17 protein-coding genes and 3 pseudogenes are annotated in these 16,469 nt (G+C 69.0%); 11 read left to right on the top strand and 9 right to left on the bottom strand.

Annotated elements, in window-relative coordinates; genetic code table 11:
• Nucleotides 1-46: 46 nt before the first annotated feature.
• From AB0D94_RS29950 to AB0D94_RS29935, 4 genes are all read right to left on the bottom strand, one after another.
• On the bottom strand, nucleotides 47-1,231 hold the full coding sequence (locus AB0D94_RS29950; protein WP_362057984.1) for a GTP-binding protein: 1,185 nt from the start codon (nucleotides 1,229-1,231) through the stop codon (nucleotides 47-49).
• Between the two features lie 4 nt (nucleotides 1,232-1,235).
• Complete coding sequence (gene rpmF, locus AB0D94_RS29945; RefSeq protein WP_007267665.1) at nucleotides 1,236-1,406, bottom strand: 50S ribosomal protein L32; 171 nt, start codon at nucleotides 1,404-1,406, stop codon at nucleotides 1,236-1,238.
• 108 nt (nucleotides 1,407-1,514) lie between these two features.
• Complete coding sequence (locus AB0D94_RS29940) at nucleotides 1,515-3,746, bottom strand: catalase (RefSeq protein WP_362057980.1); 2,232 nt, start codon at nucleotides 3,744-3,746, stop codon at nucleotides 1,515-1,517.
• Between the two features lie 244 nt (nucleotides 3,747-3,990).
• On the bottom strand, nucleotides 3,991-4,614 hold the full coding sequence (locus AB0D94_RS29935) for an NAD(P)H-dependent oxidoreductase (protein ID WP_362057977.1): 624 nt from the start codon (nucleotides 4,612-4,614) through the stop codon (nucleotides 3,991-3,993).
• 194 nt (nucleotides 4,615-4,808) lie between these two features.
• On the opposite strand from AB0D94_RS29935, the gene AB0D94_RS29930 reads away from it, so the two are divergent.
• From AB0D94_RS29930 to AB0D94_RS29910, 5 genes are all read left to right on the top strand, one after another.
• Nucleotides 4,809-5,855: a YihY/virulence factor BrkB family protein gene (locus AB0D94_RS29930; RefSeq protein ID WP_362057974.1), complete on the top strand. Its 1,047-nt coding sequence runs from the start codon at nucleotides 4,809-4,811 to the stop codon at nucleotides 5,853-5,855.
• A gap of 211 nt (nucleotides 5,856-6,066) precedes the next feature.
• Nucleotides 6,067-6,480: a phage holin family protein gene (locus AB0D94_RS29925; protein ID WP_362057971.1), complete on the top strand. Its 414-nt coding sequence runs from the start codon at nucleotides 6,067-6,069 to the stop codon at nucleotides 6,478-6,480.
• Nucleotides 6,477-6,851, top strand: coding sequence for a DUF3618 domain-containing protein (locus AB0D94_RS29920; protein WP_362057968.1), 375 nt, complete (start codon nucleotides 6,477-6,479; stop codon nucleotides 6,849-6,851). The genes AB0D94_RS29925 and AB0D94_RS29920 overlap by 4 nt, the downstream gene beginning before the upstream one ends.
• On the top strand, nucleotides 6,848-7,114 hold the full coding sequence (locus AB0D94_RS29915) for a DUF4235 domain-containing protein (protein WP_362057966.1): 267 nt from the start codon (nucleotides 6,848-6,850) through the stop codon (nucleotides 7,112-7,114). Before AB0D94_RS29920 ends, AB0D94_RS29915 begins: the two co-directional genes overlap by 4 nt.
• A 200-nt stretch (nucleotides 7,115-7,314) precedes the next feature.
• Nucleotides 7,315-7,704, top strand: coding sequence for a hypothetical protein (locus AB0D94_RS29910; protein WP_362057963.1), 390 nt, complete (start codon nucleotides 7,315-7,317; stop codon nucleotides 7,702-7,704).
• A gap of 108 nt (nucleotides 7,705-7,812) precedes the next feature.
• Here the strand turns inward: AB0D94_RS29910 and ppk2 are convergent, their stop codons facing one another.
• Nucleotides 7,813-8,871, bottom strand: coding sequence for a polyphosphate kinase 2 (gene ppk2 / locus AB0D94_RS29905; protein ID WP_362057960.1), 1,059 nt, complete (start codon nucleotides 8,869-8,871; stop codon nucleotides 7,813-7,815).
• Nucleotides 8,872-9,173: 302 nt separating this feature from the next.
• Here ppk2 and AB0D94_RS29900 point away from each other — a divergent pair, with 302 nt between their 5' ends.
• Complete coding sequence (locus AB0D94_RS29900) at nucleotides 9,174-9,929, top strand: hypothetical protein (protein WP_362057957.1); 756 nt, start codon at nucleotides 9,174-9,176, stop codon at nucleotides 9,927-9,929.
• Between the two features lie 210 nt (nucleotides 9,930-10,139).
• Here the strand turns inward: AB0D94_RS29900 and AB0D94_RS29895 are convergent, their stop codons facing one another.
• The 3 genes and pseudogenes from AB0D94_RS29895 to AB0D94_RS29885 form a co-directional block, all read right to left on the bottom strand.
• The gene (locus AB0D94_RS29895; RefSeq protein ID WP_362057954.1) at nucleotides 10,140-11,585 is read right to left on the bottom strand and encodes a hypothetical protein; all 1,446 of its coding nucleotides are present in this window, start codon (nucleotides 11,583-11,585) and stop codon (nucleotides 10,140-10,142) included.
• Between the two features lie 230 nt (nucleotides 11,586-11,815).
• Nucleotides 11,816-12,376 (bottom strand): annotated as a pseudogene (locus AB0D94_RS29890) (serine hydrolase); the annotation flags it as partial.
• A gap of 374 nt (nucleotides 12,377-12,750) precedes the next feature.
• Entirely contained in the window at nucleotides 12,751-13,134 is a 384-nt protein-coding gene (locus AB0D94_RS29885) for a VOC family protein (RefSeq protein WP_362057951.1), read from the bottom strand.
• 210 nt (nucleotides 13,135-13,344) lie between these two features.
• On the opposite strand from AB0D94_RS29885, the gene AB0D94_RS29880 reads away from it, so the two are divergent.
• The 3 genes and pseudogenes from AB0D94_RS29880 (at nucleotide 13,345) to AB0D94_RS29870 (ending at nucleotide 14,822) form a co-directional block, all read left to right on the top strand.
• On the top strand, nucleotides 13,345-13,887 hold the full coding sequence (locus AB0D94_RS29880; RefSeq protein ID WP_362057948.1) for a GNAT family protein: 543 nt from the start codon (nucleotides 13,345-13,347) through the stop codon (nucleotides 13,885-13,887).
• A 22-nt stretch (nucleotides 13,888-13,909) separates the two neighbouring features.
• A pseudogene (locus AB0D94_RS29875) lies at nucleotides 13,910-14,031 on the top strand (histidine phosphatase family protein); the annotation flags it as partial.
• 296 nt (nucleotides 14,032-14,327) lie between these two features.
• The gene (locus AB0D94_RS29870; protein ID WP_266992142.1) at nucleotides 14,328-14,822 is read left to right on the top strand and encodes a GNAT family N-acetyltransferase; all 495 of its coding nucleotides are present in this window, start codon (nucleotides 14,328-14,330) and stop codon (nucleotides 14,820-14,822) included.
• A gap of 34 nt (nucleotides 14,823-14,856) precedes the next feature.
• Here the strand turns inward: AB0D94_RS29870 and AB0D94_RS29865 are convergent, their stop codons facing one another.
• A complete protein-coding gene (locus tag AB0D94_RS29865) occupies nucleotides 14,857-15,189 on the bottom strand; it encodes a hypothetical protein (RefSeq protein ID WP_362057944.1) in 333 nt (110 codons plus the stop codon).
• A 76-nt stretch (nucleotides 15,190-15,265) separates the two neighbouring features.
• On the opposite strand from AB0D94_RS29865, the gene AB0D94_RS29860 reads away from it, so the two are divergent.
• Nucleotides 15,266-15,454 (top strand): hypothetical protein, encoded by a 189-nt coding sequence (locus tag AB0D94_RS29860; protein WP_362057941.1) that lies wholly within the window; start codon nucleotides 15,266-15,268, stop codon nucleotides 15,452-15,454.
• A gap of 15 nt (nucleotides 15,455-15,469) precedes the next feature.
• A pseudogene (locus tag AB0D94_RS29855) lies at nucleotides 15,470-16,327 on the top strand (IS630 family transposase); the annotation flags it as partial.
• Between the last annotated feature and the right edge of the window lie 142 nt (nucleotides 16,328-16,469).

The following is a 16,469-nucleotide window of genomic DNA, read 5'->3' as shown; positions in this document are numbered from 1 at the left end:
GGGCCGGACGGTGCCGTGGCTGCGACCACCGTCCGGCCCGGAGTCTTCAGGCGGCGGTGCCTGCGACCTGCCCGTGTTCGAGCTCGCAGGCGTCGTCGATCCCGTACGTCTCCCAGTCCGGGAAGTCGTCCACGGCGGGCACGGCTTCGCCCGGGCCGAGGAGGCAGGCTTCGAGGGCCGCCCGCAGTGCGTCGGCGCGCAGGCCCGTGCCGATGAAGACGAGCTCCTGGCCCTGCGCGGTGTCCGGTCCGCGGGCGCCCGAAGGTTCGAATCGGGCGACGGCGCCGGCCTGGGACCAGAGGCCGGTCACGCGGGGGCGGCTGGCGATCCAGAAGAAGCCCTTGGAGCGCAGGATCTGTCCGAAGGTGCCGCTGTCGAGGCCCTTGGTGACGAAGGTCCACAGCCGGCCGGGGTGGAAGGGGAGGTCGGCGCGGAAGACGAGCGAGGAGATTCCGTACTCCTCGGTCTCCGGGACGTGGTCGCCGTTGAGCTCCTTGACCCAGCCGGGGGCCTGCTGGGCACGTTCGACGTCGAACAGGCCGGTTCCCAGCACCTGTTCGAGGGTCACCTGCCCGCGGACGGCGGGAACGATCCTCGCCTCGGGGTTCAGTCGCGAGAGGGTCGCGCGCAGCCTGGCGACCTCGGCCGGCCCCACCAGGTCGAGCTTGTTGAGGACGATGACGTCCGCGAACTCGATCTGGTCCATGAGGAGATCGCTGACGGTGCGCTCGTCGTCCTCGTACTGGTCGAGGCCGCGGGCGGTGAGTTCGTCGCCGCCGGCGAGTTCCGGCAGGAAGTTCGCGGCGTCCACGACGGTGACCATGGTGTCGAGGCGGGCGAGGTCGCCCAGGGTGGCGCCGTCGTCGCGCGGGAACGAGAACGTGGCCGCCACGGGCATCGGCTCGGAAATTCCGCTGGACTCGATGAGGAGGTAGTCGAAGCGCCCCTCGCGGGCCAGCCGGTCGACCTCCTCCAGCAGATCGTCGCGCAGGGTGCAGCAGATGCACCCGTTGGTCATCTCGACCAGCCGCTCCTCGGTGCGCGACAGCGCGGCCTCTCCGCCGCGGACGAGCGCGGCGTCGATGTTGACCTCGCTCATGTCGTTGACGATGACCGCGACGCGCAGGCCCTCGCGGTTGCCCAGTACGTGGTTGAGCAGGGTGGTCTTACCGGCTCCGAGGAATCCGGAGAGGACGGTGACCGGGAGCGGTGTGTCGGTCGGGCGTGCCACCGGTTCAGCCTTCGGGGCGCAGCAGGCCGCGTTCGTATGCCTTCACCAGTCGCTGCGGGACCTGGTACACGGAGCCGTCGACCGTGATCGGGACGAGCTGCGGCGTCGTGGCCTTCCATTGGGCCCGGCGGTGGCGGGTGTTGCTGCGGGACATCTTCCGCTTGGGGACGGCCATCGAGATCTCCTGAGGTGTCGAAGGTGCTCGGCGAGCCTACATGAAAACGACGACCGTTTTCAATTAAAAGCCCGGGCCGCCGTGCGGTGGAGCCGGGCTCGGCGCAGGTCAGAGGGCAGCGGGGAACCGGTCCCAGGCTCGGTGCTCTCCCAGTGCGCGCGTCAGCGTCTCCACGACCGCTGCACTGCTCCCGTCCGCGGCGATGCCTGGCTCGTCGAGTCCGATACCCGCGGTTTCGAGGAGTTGCGTGGCGTCGCTCCAGCCGCCGATGGACTTCCCGTGACGGTAGGCCTCGGTGATCATGAGCAGGATCCGCGGATCGGGACCTTCCAGTACGGGAGCACCTGCTTTGGAGTCCCGGGCGCCGTAGGCGTCGGCGCCCGGCTCGGGCACCCCTGCCAGGAGGAGGGCGTCGAATTCCACGGAGCGGGCGGTGGCGAAGGTCCGCTGAACGGCGATCGGTTCACCCTTGGGATCGAGGGTGCCGCCGGCCGGGGCGACGACGAGGGGCACCATGCCCGCGTCCAGCACGGCCTGTCGGGCGGTCCGTACGCCGTCCAGGTCGGATGACGGGTCGGCGATGATGCCGATCACGCGGCCGTCCGTCGGCCAGGTCCCGCCCATCTGGGAGAGGGCGGGGCTGGGCTCGGACGTGACGAGCGGCACGGTGGCCGCGGGCGCCGGCAGGCCCAGGCCCGCGGCCACCTGCTCGCACAGCTGAGGATCGATGTTCGCGAGGACCTTCAGGGTGCGTTCCTTGACGGCCTGCTCGTAGCACTTGTTCAGTTCGAAGGTGTAAGCGGCGATGATGTGTTCGCGCTCGGGCGGCGTCATGCTCAGCCAGAAGAGGCGCGGCTGTGAGAAGTGGTCCGAGAACGAGGCGGGTGCCTCGCGGACCTTGCCCGCCTCGGGGACCTTCACGGGTGTCTCGATGTAGGCGGCCGCGTCGGATCCGGCGAGGAAGGGGCAGCCTCCGTCGAGGCTGTTCGGCCGGTAGGGGGCGACGCCCGTGTGGACGGCGCTCTGGTGCATGCCGTCGCGGAGCATGTCGTTGACGGGGGCGTGCGGCCGGTTGATAGGGATCTGCCCGAAGTTGGGGCCGCCGAGCCGGCTGATCTGCGTGTCGAGGTAGGAGAAGAGCCGTCCGGCGAGCAGCGGGTCGTCGGTGACGTCGATGCCGGGGACCAGATGGCCGGGGTGGAAGGCGACCTGCTCGGTTTCGGCGAAGTAGTTCTTGGTGTTGGCGTTCAGGGTCAGCAGCCCGATGGGCTGGACCGGCGAGCGCTCCTCCGGCACGATCTTGGTGGGGTCGAGGAGGTCGATGCCCTCGAAGGTCTGCTCCGGGGTGTCGGGGAAGACCTGGATGCCCAGCTCCCACTGCGGGAACGCGCCGGACTCGATGGCGTCGAAGAGGTCGCGGCGGTGGAAATCCGGATCCATGCCGCTGATCATCTGTGCTTCCTCCCAGACCAGGGAGTGCACGCCCAGCTTCGGCTTCCAGTGGAACTTCACCAGCGCGCTCTCGTCGACCGCGTTGACCAGACGGAAGGTGTGGACCCCGAAGCCCTCCATCATCCTGAACGACCGCGGGATCCCGCGGTCGGACATGTTCCAGAGGGTGTGGTGGGTGGCTTCGGTGTGCAGGGACACGAAGTCCCAGAACGTGTCGTGCGCGCTCTGCGCCTGCGGGATCTCCCGGTCCGGATGCGGCTTTCCCGCGTGAATGACGTCCGGGAACTTGAGGGCGTCCTGGATGAAGAAGACCGGGATGTTGTTGCCGACCAGGTCGAAGGTGCCCTCTTCGGTGTAGAACTTCGTCGCGAAGCCGCGGGTGTCGCGCACGGTGTCGGCCGAACCGCGCGAGCCGAGGACGGTGGAGAACCGTACGAAGACCGGCGTCTCCACGTCCTTGGCGAGGAACGCCGCCTTGCACACTTCGCCGGCCGCTCCGTAGCCCTGGAAGATGCCGTGGGCGGCGGCGCCGCGCGCATGGACCACCCGTTCGGGGATCCGCTCGTGGTCGAAATGCGTGATCTTCTCGCGCAGATGGTGGTCCTGGAGCAGTACCGGGCCACGAGCCCCGGCCTTCAGCGAGTGATCGGTGTCCGGCAGGCGCGTCCCTTGGGCCGTCGTCAGGTACGCGCCGCTCTGCGCCACGCGTGCCTGGTCCGCGTCCGTCGCCTGCCCTGTCGGGCTCACCGTCTCGGGGCCATCCTGATCGGGCTTCGGGGGGAGGGGATCCGTGGGCTCCGTCGGTTCGGACACGGGCGGCGGCAAGGGGCCCGGCCTACCCGGCAGTTCGTTCTTGGCGGCGTCTTCCGATGTCTGCTGCTTCGTCATGATCGTTCTCCTTGGGGCCGCCGCCGCGGCGGCGTCGATGACAGCGGTGCCTCCATGTCAGGCCCGCGGACGGACCTCTCCGGTGTTCCTGTTTCTGATCAGGGAACGGCGGGCGGGGTAGCGCGTGACGGGGTCGGACACGCGGGGTGCTTCCTGGGATGACATTCGCTTCTCCGGTCTCCGAGGTGCGCCGTGTGCTGTGCGCCGTGCGCTGTTCGCTGTGCGCAAGGAGTGAAGCCGTAGGTCAGCTCGCCGGGAACGGGGCGGCCTTGAGCTGCCGGGCGAGGTGGGCGGTGTTGGCCGCCAGAGTGGCCGTGGTGGCGGCGGTCTTCTCGGGGGTCTTGTCGAGGTCCTGGTAGTCGGTTCCCTGCATCGCTTCGCCTACCCAGTAGGTGACGGCGTTCGGGGCGAGGGAGAAACCGACGTCGTTGAGGCCCTGGAAGAGGTCGGCGCTGACCTTGTGGGCGCCGTCCTCGTTGCCGACGACACAGACCGCGGCGGCCTTGCCGTAGGTGAGCATGCGGCCCTCGGCGTCGGACTCGGAGATCTCCGCGTCCAGACGCTCCAGGACCCGCTGGGCAATGCTGGACGGATGCCCGAGCCAGATCGGGGTCGACAGGACCAGGATGTCGGTGCCGAGGATGGTGTCGCGGATCTCCGGCCAGGCGTCGCCGTCGCCCATGTCGGTCTCCACGCCGGGCTTCACGTCGTGGTCGGCGATCCGGATGGTCTTGCCCGTGACGCCGTGCTCGGCGAGGGCTGCCATCGTCTGCTCGGCCAGCAACTGGGAGCTGGACGGAGCGGGGGAGGGGGAGAGGGTGCAGACGAGCGCGACAGCGCGCAGCGGGGTGTTCCTATTGGGGGCCATGCTGTCCGGCTACCCGCGCACCTGGCTTTGATGTCGCAAGCACTGCGATTCATCCCCTTTGGCTCGGTCCGTGAGGATGCGGATCGAGATGGGCCTGACAGCGCGCGCCGCGCTCAATCAGCTGCAGGGCACGAAGGGATCCGTTTCCGAGGGCGAACCGGCATGAGTGGCGCCGGGGTGGAAAGCCGGCGGGTATGACACCCCTACCGAGCCGAGGCCAAGGCAGCGACCGTGAGCGTACCGACGCCGAGCGGGATGCCGTCGCGGGCCCGGGCGAGCTGGTCGAGGAGCGGGCCCCGGATGAGCCTTCGGACCTGCCCGCGCGCTCCTGGAGGGCGGTACTGCGCGGCACGGTCAAGGAGTTCCGGAACGACGAGCTGGCCGATCGCGCCGCGGCCCTGACCTACTACGGGGTGCTGGCGCTCTTCCCCGCCCTCCTGGTTCTCGTGTCCCTGCTGGGCCTCGCCGGTGATTCGACGACCGAGCGGGTGCTGGACAACCTGCAGCAGCTGACTCCCGGTTCCGCCCGCGACGTGATCAGAGACGCGGTGGAGCAGCTGCAGGGCCGCAGCGGGGTCGGGTCGCTGATGGCGGTCGTCGGTCTCGTCGTGGCGCTGTGGTCGGCCTCCGGCTACGTGGCCGCGTTCATCCGCTCCGCGAACGCCGTCTACGACATGCCCGAGGGCCGCCCGGTGTGGAAAGTGCTGCCGCTGCGCCTGGCGCTGACCGTCTCGCTGATGGTCCTCGCTTGTGCCAGCGCGCTGATCGTCGTCTTCACCGGCGGCCTGGCGCGGCAGGTGGGGACCGCCCTGGGGATCGGCGACAGTGCCCTGACGGTGTGGTCGATCGCGAAATGGCCGGTCCTGGTGCTCCTCGTCACGATCATGATCGCGCTCCTGTACTGGGCGGCGCCGAACGCCAAGGGCCGCGGATTCAGGTGGGTGACACCGGGCAGCTTCCTGGCCCTGGCCATCTGGATGATCGCCTCGGCCGGCTTCGCGTTCTACGTCGCGAACTTCGCTTCGTACAACAAGACGTACGGCACGGTCGCGGGTGTGATCGTCTTCCTGGTCTGGCTGTGGATCACCAACCTTGCGATCCTACTCGGGCTGGAGTTCGATGCGGAGCTGGCCCGCCAGCGGGCGATCGCGGGAGGGCTGCCCGAGGACGCGGAGCCCTATGTCCGGCCCCGCGAAACCCGCGCGTGGAGCGACCAGGACCGCCGCCGCATGGAGCGGTGAGCGCGTATGGATCGCTCGGCGGCGGCAGCGACGGCAGCGGTGGCGGTGCGGGCAAGGGCGAACGGCTGGAGCATCCCGTCCGCTCTCGTGAGCGCAAGGCTGGCGGAAGCGACCCACGCACAGAAGCATCCGCTTGTGGCGTGGGTGCTCGGTCGTTTACTGGGTAGGCGCGCCACGACAACGGCGTGCGCATCGTAAGGGGAGACTCCGCATGAGCACGATAGAGCGGCAGACCCACAGCTCCGATGAATCCGTGAGCGTGCTGGTTTCGCGCGCTTCCCAGCAGATTTCGGAGCTGGTCCGCGAGGAGATGCAACTTGCGCGGGCAGAAATGACTCAGAAAGGTAAACGCTTCGGGAAGGGCGGCGGCCTTTTCGGCGCGGCGGGCCTGATCGGAATTCTGGCAGCTCAGGCCCTGATCGCAGCCTGCATCGCAGCCCTCGCGTTGATACTGCCGGTGTGGGCATCGGCCCTGATCCTTACGGCGGCGCTCGCGGTGGTTGCCGCAGTGATTGCCCTGGCAGGGAAGAAGCAGATCGCCGAGGCCGGCGCGCCCGTACCGGAGCAGACCCTCGACAGCGTCAAGGCCGACCTGGCCGAGATCAGGGAGAAGGCGCACCGATGACCAAAGAATCCCGGACCAATATCGGCACGCCCACCCCCGACGAGCTGCGTGAGCAGGTCGAGCGCACCCGCGACGAACTCGGGCAGACCGTCGAGGCTCTGGCGGGCAAGGCCGACGTCAAGGCCCAGGCGAAGGAGAAGGCAGCCGCTGTCAGAGAAGGGGCCGCCGAGAAGACCGCCCTCGTCGCCCACCAGATCCGCGCGAAGGCCGAGCACGCCGCGCAGCTGGTGCAGGACACGACGCCCGACCCGGTTCTCGACAAGGCCGGCCAGGCCGCGACGGTGGCACGCGCCAACCGGAAGCTGCTGCTCATGGCCGGCGCTGCTCTGGTCGTCCTCCTGCTGGTGCGGCGCAGCCGCGGACGCCGATGAAAGCCTCAAAGGTCGCCTACAAGCCCGTCGGTCTGGCGCTGGGTGCCGTCAGCGGGATGATCGCGGGCGCCGCGTTCAAGCAGGCCTGGAAGCTCGTCGAAGGCGAAGGCGACGCTCCCAGCGCCACGGACGAAGACCGCTCCTGGCAGCAGATCCTTGTCGCCGCCGCCATCCAGGGCGCGATCTTCGCCGTGGTCAAGGCCGCTGTCGACCGCTCGGGCGCCGTGGCCACCCGGCGTATGACCGGTACCTGGCCGGGCTGACCCGCCGCGATCCCGCGCGAGGGGAGTACGTACCGGCCCGGCAGGCATCACCTGGAACCGGAACCGGAACCCCACCAGGGTGTTCTTGCACCCATCAGGAGCCGAGGCGACCGCTTGGGCGAATGGTGGGACGATGGCAGGACCAGCGGTAGAGGCGCCGCACCCGTGCGCCTATCCCGAGACAGACAGCAGGCCAGGCCATGACGAAGCAGCCGAAGCCGTCCCAGCCCACGCACGGCAAGGGTCCGAGTCGCTACGAGGGCACCGAGCAGCACGGCTGGTCGCCGGATGTGGACGAGACCCGTCAGCAGGAGAACCCGAGCGCCCACCGTTCCTTCCACCCGGACAAGTACGCCGCGGACAAGGGGCCCGGCCGGACGGTGTCCAAGGAAGAGGCGGGCAACCCCCACGGCAACCCGGTGAAGAGCAGGGGCAAACGCGGGGAGGAGCAGAGCAAGGGCTCCGGGGACAAGGGCATGCACGACACCGGCACCCGAGGCCGATCCCAGCGGCCCAGTGGAACGAAGGACGCTTCCGCCTCGACGGGTGTGGACCCCCAGGACCCGCCCGGCAAGCGCAGCGGTGGATAGCTGCGGGTAGTGCAGTTCGTCCCCGCAGCCGCGCCCTCGTCCGGCGCAGGTGAGACAAAGGGCTGGAGGGTTCCGGGCCGGGGCACAGGCGATGCCGACTCGCGCGGTCTACCGACCGCTGCCGGTCCCCTCTCCGGTGCGCCGGGGCCGGCTGTAGCCAGGCGGGCGCGGGCTTGACGACTGCGGCTCTGCGGGGTGCTGCGGGTGCGGATGCAGCCCGGGGCCGAGGGGTGGTCCGCCCAGGGGGGTGGGGGAGAGGTCGGCGGGGGCCTCGCCCGCCTCCAGGAGCGTGTCGGCGGAACCGACGATGAGGGGATCGGGGCGGCCCACCGCCGCTTCGTCCTTCCGGTCGTAATCAATGCGCGACAAAAGGCTGCGGATCGCCTCCAGCCGGCCTCGCCGCTTGTCGTTGCTCTTGACCACCGTCCAGGGCGCGTGGTCGGTGTCGGTCGCGCGGAGCATCGCGACCTTCGCGGTGGTGTACGCGTCCCACAGGTCCAAGGAGGCCAGGTCCGTGGGCGAGAGCTTCCACTGCCGCACCGGATCGACCTGGCGGATCGCGAATCGGGTGCGCTGCTCGGCGCGGGAGACCGAGAACCAGAACTTCACCAGCAGGATCCCGTCCTCCACGAGCATCGCCTCGAAGGCCGGGCACTGCCGCAGGAACAGTTCGTACTGTTCCTGGGTGCAGAACCCCATGACCTTCTCGACGCCGGTGCGGTTGTACCAGGAACGGTCGAAGAAGACGATCTCACCGGCTGCCGGCAGATGAGCGACGTACCGCTGGAAGTACCACTGCCCCGCCTCCCGCTCGGTCGGCTTGTCCAGGGCGACGATCCGTGCCCCACGGGGGTTGAGCCGCTCGGTGAACCGCTGGATCGTGCCGCCCTTGCCCGCCGCGTCCCTGCCCTCGCAGATCACCACCAGCCGGGCCCTGGTGTCTTTCACCCAGCGCTGCAGCTTCAGGAGCTCGATCTGCAAGATGCGCTTGGTGCGCTCGTACTCCTTCCGCCTGATCTTGCGGTCGTACGGGTAGTTCTCCTGCCACGTGCGGATCGGAGCGCCGGAGGAGTCCAGCAGCACGGGCTGCTCCGGCCGGCGGTCATCCACGCTCAGCCCCGTCAGCAGCTTCTCGGCCCCTGACCGCTGGAACTCGTGGTCCTTCATGCCAGGCCCCTACCCATGTAATACGCCCGGATGACCTCCATTCGGCAGGGTGACGGGCCGTGCCACAGCTTTTCGGGTTCGGCGGCCAAAACGTCGTTCTCGCACTCCACGCCCCGTGAGGGCGCGGCGGCCGCGCGATCTTACAGATTCCTGACGGCAACCCCGTGCGACGCCCGGAGGGCCCCGTCCGCCTCTAGCGTGATCGGTACATCCCCCGTGTGCGACCGGTCGGCGCAAGCTGTGCCGGGGCGCCGCTTCGACTTCAGAACCCGAACACCGAACACCACTGGACAGGCGGAGAAATGACTGTTGAGACGCTTCGGATATGCGCCTACCCGGAATGCACCAATCACGTCGAAGCGCCGACGCCCGACGCCCCGGCCCCTCACTACTGCGGTCATCCCGAGCACAATGCGCTGGGTGCCTTCCGCAAGTTCCGCGCCACGAGGCAGCAGCGCAAGGAGGAGAAGCGCCAAGCGGCCGAAGCCAAGAAGGCGGCCAAAGCGGCGGCCGACGCTCGGCTCCCCGCCCAGATCACCACGCCGCCGCCCGTAGCCCAGGCGCCCGACCCGGCCTCTCCCCACGGCGCGGAGGTGATGGAAGCCGTACGGGACGGGGCCGAGGCTCGTGACAATCTCATCGCACTCATGTCCCAGCTGGCCACAGACTTGCCCGCCTACTTCGAAGAGCTGGCCATCATCACGGACTCGGTTGCCGCCGAGGCGCGCATCGAGACCGTGACCAAGGCCGCGGCCCAGCGGACTCTGGCCGCCGAGCAGCGCACCGCGCTGGCGGAAGAGGCCGCGGAGATGGCCATCGCCCAGCTGGACGAGGCCAAGCAGATGTTCGAGGAGGAGACGGAGAAGATCCGCAACGAAACCGCGCAGCAGGTGGCCGACGCGGAGTTCGTGCGTGCCGAGCTCGAACGCTACCGCGAGCGGGTCGGCCGGCTCGAGGAGCGTCTCGACAAGGTGCGTGAGGAGGCGGACGCGGCCCGCAGGGAGCGCAGCGACCTCGCCCTGGCGATCGAGCGTCACCGCGCGGAGAACAACGCGTAATCCTCTACTGCCTCGGGGACCGCCTGGCGGCGGGTGGAACGCCGCTCGCCGCGAGATCGGGCTTCCGCCGGGTAGTGGGACAGGTCGCCGTACGGTCTCGGCCGCCGCGATGCCCCTGGCCGCTCTCGTCCTCAGGTACTTCCCTCGCGGTCACGCGCGCGCGGGGAGGTCCCGTACGAAATGGCGTACGGGACCTCCCCGCGACAGGCCTTACGCGGTGGTGCGTCGGCGCCTACCCGTGCCGGCGACGAGAGCGGCGCCCATGGCGAGCGCCACCCCGGCGCCGCCGAGGGCCCAGCTGGTGGCCGGGTCGGAGCCGGTGGTGGCGAGCTGGCCGCCGGTGGCGGTGGCGGTGGCGGTGCCGGTGGGAGAGCCGGCGCCCTGGTTGACGACGGGCGTGGCGCCGCCGCCGTCGGGCTTCGGCTGGTTCCCGGTGTTGCCGCCACCGGTGTTGTCGCTGCCGTTGCCGCCGGTGTTGCCGCCGGTCTGGCCACTGCCGGTCTGGCCACCGTTGCCGGCATCGCTGCCCGGGGCGGAAACGGAGGTGTAGGTGAAGATCAGGGGCGACATGATGTCGTCGTCGTAGCTCGCGTCGACCACGACGAAGGCCCTGCCCAGCGGGGCGTCCGGCGCGACCTTGACCCGCAGCTGGATGTCGACCTTCGCGTCCTTGCCGACAGCGCGGTCGAAGACGATTCCGGCGGCCCAGGAAGAGAGCTCCTTGTCGCCCTTGACCCAGTTCTTGCCGTCCCAGACCTCGACCTGGAGGTGCTTCGCCTCGAGGGTGTTCGCGTCGTTGGCGAGGAAGACGCGGAAGCCGTACCGGTCGAACGCGCCCTTGCCGGTGTTGTCGACGCTCAGGGTGAGAGGCTTCCACTCGCCGTCGGCCTTCAGGCCGGTGTCCGGCAGGCCCTTCAGCACGACCTTGGGGCCCCGGTGGCCCGACTGCGGGTCGGCGGCGGTCACCTTGGAGTCGTACCGGACCCGGTCCGCGGATCCGCCTTCGGCGGTCGTGCTCAGGGAGAAGCGGCTGGGGGCGGAGTCCTTGGCGAACTTCATGCGGAGCTTGAGGTCGAAGACCTCGTTCGCCTCGATGTCGACATCGGCGAGGGTGAAGCTGTACGCCTCTTCCGAGCCGTACGCCTCGACCTTGTGCCAGCCCCAGGTGCCGGAGGCGTTGGGGGCGTTCACCTCGAGCTGGATGTCGCCCGACTCCCAAGCCGTCGTGTCGCGGGCCATGAGGGCGAGCTCAAGCGAGTAGTCGTCGGCCGCCGGCCGGCCCGAGTTGTCCACGTGGAGGGAGAACTCCCGCCACTCGCTGCCCGCCTTGAACGCACCGGGAAGCCCGGTCAGCGTCGTCGTCGGCGCCTTTGCGGCCTTCTCGTCCTTCTTGGCGGCGGCGTCGGGCTTCGCCTGCGCCTTCGGGTCCTGAGCCTTCGGGTCCTGGGCCTTCGGCTCCTGAGCCTTCGGCTGCTGGGCCTGCTGACCGGCCGGTTCACCGGTCTCCGGGGCCGCGTCGCCGTTCGGCTCGACGTCCGGAGTGGTGACGGCCGGGTGCTGCACCTCTTCGGCCATGGCGGGAGTTGCCATGAGCACGGTCGGTCCGACCACCGCGGCGGCGGCCACGACGGCCATGCGCTGGAACTTGAGCTTCACGTCTGCTATCCCCTCACGGGCCCCAGGTGCGCGTCGCGCATCCCCCCTGGGCCACGTCAATATTCTGAACATCGTCAGAGTAATGGCTTTGTAAAGCCCCTGGTCGAGCGGGGTTCGCCGACCGCCGGCGGAGGAGTCCCCTGGCGGACGATGCCCAGGGCGTCGCGGGCGGTGAGGTCGAACGGACCATCACCCCTGTGCCCCGGGCGTAGTGGGGCGCGGGCTCCGTGTCAGTCGTCGATCGCCTGGTAGAGCGTGGTCCAGAAGTCGTGGACGAGCCGCGCCGGGTCCGGAGTGGTCAGGCCGACCTGGGTGAGCAGGATTCCGGTGAGCTGGTTGTCCGGGTCGGCGTACGTCGAGGTGCCCGTTCCGCCGTCCCAGCCGAACTGGCCGATGGGCGCGTAGTCGGCGCGGTAGGTGCGCACCGCCATCCCGAAGCCCCAGCCGCCTTGCTGTCCTTGGCCGAACGACACATGGACGGCGTTGCGGGCCAGGGCGGATCGGGCGCTCTCCTGCTCGGGCGTGAGGCTGTTGGTGGTCATCAGCTGGACGGCGGGCCGGGACAGGATCCGTTCGGTTCCGTGCGTCCCCTGGTTCAGCAGCATCCGGAAGTAGGCGTGGTAGTCGTCGACGGTGGAGACCAGCCCGCCGCCGCCGGCCTGGAACGCCGGAGGCGCGCTGTACCGTCCGCCCACCGCCTCGTCCCACACGGTGAACTCACCGGTCTGCGGGTTGGGGGCGTAGCTGGGCGGCAACCGGTCGATCTTGTCGGCGGGCACGTGGAAACCGGTGTGAACGCATACGGTGCAGCGGGGGTGTGCGGGCGCGCCCAGCTCCGCGCATGCCGGCGGACAGGAGGCGAGCACCGTGCCCGGAGGCAGACTCACCGATGAGGGCCGCCGGCACCTTCCTCGAACAGCAGGGAATGCTCATGGAAGCGGAGCCGAGCTGCCCGGAGCGCCGGGCGATACGAGTGACATCCCTCGCTGTGCGCTCGCTCCTGGGGAAGACCACGCCGCAGGCAGCCTCCTGGCAGGCTGAAGCGGCAAGGGGGCCCGTAACTTCGCTTTCTGCCAGCCAGACGCGGGAAACAGGCACCCATCCGAGCTGGCACCGACGCTGCCGGGGCCTTCTGGCCGGATGCCTTGCTCGAAGTGGCAGGACCTCAGAGGGACTTCAGCTGCGTGCGCAAGAGACAGAACTCGTTGCCCTCGGGGTCGGCCAGGACATGCCAGCTCTCTTCTCCGGTCTGGCCGATGTCGACAGGCACGGCGCCCAGCGCGAGCAACCTGCTCAGCTCGGCTTCCTGGTCGCGGTCGGTGGCGTTGACATCGATGTGCAAAGGGAGCTTCCCGAGCCGGGGGTTGCGGCCCGCGTTGAAGACGAGGGTGGGCTGTGCTCCGCCGAATCCGACTCCGGGCGGGCCGATTTGGATGCTGCCGTCATCCTCTCGGTCCAGCTCGACGTAGCCGAGGACATCGCACCAAAATGCGGCCAGTCGGCCGGCGTCTTCCGCGTCGATGACGATTTCGCTGATTCGGGATGCCATGCCGCGAGGATAGCTACCCAGGTCCGGCCCCGGCCTTACCCGAGCGGCACGATCCCCTGCCGCCGGTCCGATGACCCAGACGAAGCATCCCTTGCCTTGCACACGATGCCTCCAGGCCCTGGGGGCCTGGGGGCCTGGGAGATGCAGATGCAGTTGCCTTACTGCCTTACTGCCTTGCTGTCGGCGAACACGGTCGGATAGAAAGTTTGCATGCTTAGAGGCAGCAAGGTCGGGCTCAGGGCCCGGCACGAGGAGGACATCCCGATCCTGCGGGCTGAGCTCTACGACGACGTGGTCAACTCCTCGCGGGCCGAGAGCCGGCCGTGGCGGCCGAGCACGCCCGGCTCGAAGGACGCGCGGCTCGTGGTGGACGACAAGGAGCAAGGGCACGTCCCGTTCTCTGTGGTGGAGTTGGGCGGCGGCACGCTGGTCGGCACCGCGGTGCTGTCGAACATCGACAACCACAACCGGTCCGCGCACATCGGCCTTGGGCTGCTGCCGTCCTCCCGCGGCAAGGGCTACGGCACCGACGTGGTCGCGGTGCTGTGCCACTACGGTTTCGTCGTGCGCGGCTTGCAGCGGTTGCAGATCGAGACGCTGTCGGACAACGCCGCGATGCTGCGCTCAGCCGAGCGCAACGGCTTCGTCCGCGAGGGCGTGCTGCGCTCCTCGGCGTGGGTGATGGGCAAGTTTCTCGACGAGGTGCTGCTCGGGCTCCTCGCCCAGGACTGGAAGCCGGACTCGAAGGTCTAGGGTCTGCCTGAAGAACGATCCCCTGCGTGTCTCGGAAGTTGCCGGTACTACGTTCCTTACATGCCGGTGCGGGACGAACTCCCGGTGGAATCAGCGGACTTCTTCCTCCGCTTCCTCGCTGGTGCCACTGAGGAGGAGCGGGAGCACCGACCAGCGCCGGCCCGCCACCCCCCATGTCACTCCAAGGACCCGAAGCCACGACGGTCACATGATCCGCCGGACAGGCTCTAGTGCTGTGCCGCGTTAGATCGTGGAGTGGTGCAGGTGAACCTCCGTGCGTCCGCTACGTTGGCCGAACGTGACGGTGCCGACGCAGACACCGTCCGCGCGGCCTGCATCTGCGAGCTGTGTGTCCAGGTCGTAGACACGATAAGGTCCGCTCGATAGTTCGAAGCCTTCCGGTCTGCCGGAAGGCTTCTCGCGTTCTTGAGGAGGATCAGATGGCAGACTTTGTTGTCCGCAGAGCGGGCGCCGAGGACCGCGACGTCCTGGAACGACTCTGGCCGCTTTTCCTGCACGACCTGTCGGAGTTCTGGGGCGTCCTGCCGAACCCGGACGGAACATACCGCCGCGAGTGGCTAGAGTCGGCGATCGGCGATCCCACCTGGTCGGCTTATCTCGTATGGTCTGGTGACCGGCCGGTCGGCTTCGCGTTCGTACGCGCGCTGGACAGCGATGCGCGCGTGCTGAACAGCTTCTTCGTGGTGCGAGGGGCACGCAGGTCGGGCCTGGGGTTGCGAGCGGTGCAGGCCGTCCTGGCCGCGCACCCTGGCCGATGGGAGATCGCTTTTCAGGAGGAGAACGCGGGCGCGGCACGCTTCTGGCGTCACGTCGCTTCCGAAGTCGCGGGCGAGGCCTGGACCGAGGAGCGGCGACCGGTGCCTGGGAAGCCCGAGCTGCCGGGGAACACATGGGTTGCCTTCGATGCGCGGTAGTCCTCCTTCGCGTTAGTTCGTGAAGGGGTGTTGGTCAGGCCGGCTGGTCACCGAGGTAGAGGTAGCAGGCACAGTCCATGCAGTCTTCGGGGCTGCCGATAGGTAGGCCGGTGGGCAGGAGGTTGTCCTCGTACTTGCCTCGGCTGGCGAGGTAGAGGGCGAAGCCCCAGGTGTGCAGGATGCCGGTGAAGCGCAGGCGGCATAGCGGCAGCGGTTCCTCCTCGCCCGGCAGTTCCCCCGCCACGTGGGTGAATCCTGAGCGGAAGCGCACCTGGACGCGGGCGAGCTGGGGCCAGCGTTCCTTGGCGCGGACGTTCAGACGGTGGCGCAGGTGATCCTGCATGGACTCGGGCGGATTCTTCGGCACGGGTCCATCCTGCTGGGGCACCCCCGCATACGCGTGATCATCACTTTGGTCGGGGGCGGGCGAGGGTGTGGCCGGGATGGTTGAGGCGGTCGTGGTGGAGTTGGACGAGAGGGTGCGCGAGCGTCTGATCCGTACAGCGGTTTCCCTGAAAGCGCAGGTGCGGGCGGTGCTCCGGGCGCGGATCGTGCTGGCGGCGGCTGAGGGCCTGAGCAATGGGGCCATCGCGCCGGACCTGGCGGTCAGCGTGAACACGGTCCGTAAGTGACGCGGACGGTTCGCCGCTCTGGGCCGGGACGGGCTGAAGGACGCCGCCCGGTCGGGCCGGCCCACGGTATACGGGCCCCAGGTGGCGTTGGCGATCGTGGCCGCCGCCACCAGTGCGCCCCCGCACCCGGAAGCGACCTGGTCGCACCGCACGATCGCCGCCCAGGTCGCCGGCACTGTCTTCGTCACCATCTCTGCCTCCCAAGTCGGCCGGAACTTGGCCGACTTGGACCTCAAGCCGCACCGGTTCCGCGGTTGGCTCACCCGCCGGGACACCCCTGACTTCTGGGACCGTGTCACGGACGTGTGCGACCTGTACCGCGACCCGCCTGAAGGGGCGGTGGTGCTGTCCATCGACGAGAAGACCGCGATCGCCGCCCGCGCCAGGCGCCACCCCGGTCGTCCCGCCAGGCCGGGCGAGCCCGCTCGCGAGGAGTTCGAGTACCGCCGCCACGGCACCGCCTCGCTGGTCGCCGCCCTGGATGTGCGCACCGGCGAGGTCCTCACCGAGATCATTGCCCGCAACGACGCAGCGACGTTCACTGCCTTCCTCGACCAGCTCGACACGGCCATCGCCCCAGACCAGGACATCCATGTCGTGCTGGACAACGGCTCCTCCCACACCGCCAAACACACCAAGGCATGGCTGGCCGACCACTCGCGCTGGCACATGCACTGGACCCCGCCGCACGCCTCCTGGCTCAACCAGATCGAGCTGTTCTTCTCCGTCCTGACCCGCCGCGTGCTGCGACACGGTGACTTCTCCAGCCGCAATGACCTCATCGACAAGCTGGAGAGTTACGTCATCGGCCGCAACGAGACCGCGAAGCCGTACAGATGGACCTATGACGGCAGCCCACTCAAGACCGCCTGATCAGACCCAACACCCCTCCACGAACTTGCGCGGGGCAGCACTAGGCCGTGTCTGATGGCTCTTGCCCGGGTGGTGGATCTGCTGCCGTTCCGGGCATGAGTCGGTCATGGTGCGTCGGCATGAACTGACGAATGCTCAGTGG

The sequence above is a fragment of the Streptomyces sp. NPDC048255 genome, from assembly GCF_040652415.1.
GTDB lineage: Bacteria > Actinomycetota > Actinomycetes > Streptomycetales > Streptomycetaceae > Streptomyces.
The sequence above is the reverse complement of the archived record's forward strand: the minus strand, read 5'-3'. Positions and strand labels throughout refer to the sequence as shown.

Coding starts and splice junctions, on each gene's coding strand:
- AB0D94_RS29860 (WP_362057941.1), top strand. CDS start 15,266: ATGGTTGAGGCGGTCGTGGTGGAGTTGGACGAGAGGGTGCGCGAGCGT.
- AB0D94_RS29940 (WP_362057980.1), bottom strand. CDS start 3,746: ATGACGAAGCAGCAGACATCGGAAGACGCCGCCAAGAACGAACTGCCG.
- AB0D94_RS29870 (WP_266992142.1), top strand. CDS start 14,328: ATGGCAGACTTTGTTGTCCGCAGAGCGGGCGCCGAGGACCGCGACGTC.
- AB0D94_RS29885 (WP_362057951.1), bottom strand. CDS start 13,134: ATGGCATCCCGAATCAGCGAAATCGTCATCGACGCGGAAGACGCCGGC.
- AB0D94_RS29935 (WP_362057977.1), bottom strand. CDS start 4,614: ATGGCCCCCAATAGGAACACCCCGCTGCGCGCTGTCGCGCTCGTCTGC.
- rpmF (WP_007267665.1), bottom strand. CDS start 1,406: ATGGCCGTCCCCAAGCGGAAGATGTCCCGCAGCAACACCCGCCACCGC.
- AB0D94_RS29910 (WP_362057963.1), top strand. CDS start 7,315: ATGACGAAGCAGCCGAAGCCGTCCCAGCCCACGCACGGCAAGGGTCCG.
- AB0D94_RS29920 (WP_362057968.1), top strand. CDS start 6,477: ATGACCAAAGAATCCCGGACCAATATCGGCACGCCCACCCCCGACGAG.
- AB0D94_RS29900 (WP_362057957.1), top strand. CDS start 9,174: ATGACTGTTGAGACGCTTCGGATATGCGCCTACCCGGAATGCACCAAT.
- AB0D94_RS29880 (WP_362057948.1), top strand. CDS start 13,345: ATGCTTAGAGGCAGCAAGGTCGGGCTCAGGGCCCGGCACGAGGAGGAC.
- AB0D94_RS29925 (WP_362057971.1), top strand. CDS start 6,067: ATGAGCACGATAGAGCGGCAGACCCACAGCTCCGATGAATCCGTGAGC.
- ppk2 (WP_362057960.1), bottom strand. CDS start 8,871: ATGAAGGACCACGAGTTCCAGCGGTCAGGGGCCGAGAAGCTGCTGACG.
- AB0D94_RS29930 (WP_362057974.1), top strand. CDS start 4,809: ATGACACCCCTACCGAGCCGAGGCCAAGGCAGCGACCGTGAGCGTACC.
- AB0D94_RS29915 (WP_362057966.1), top strand. CDS start 6,848: ATGAAAGCCTCAAAGGTCGCCTACAAGCCCGTCGGTCTGGCGCTGGGT.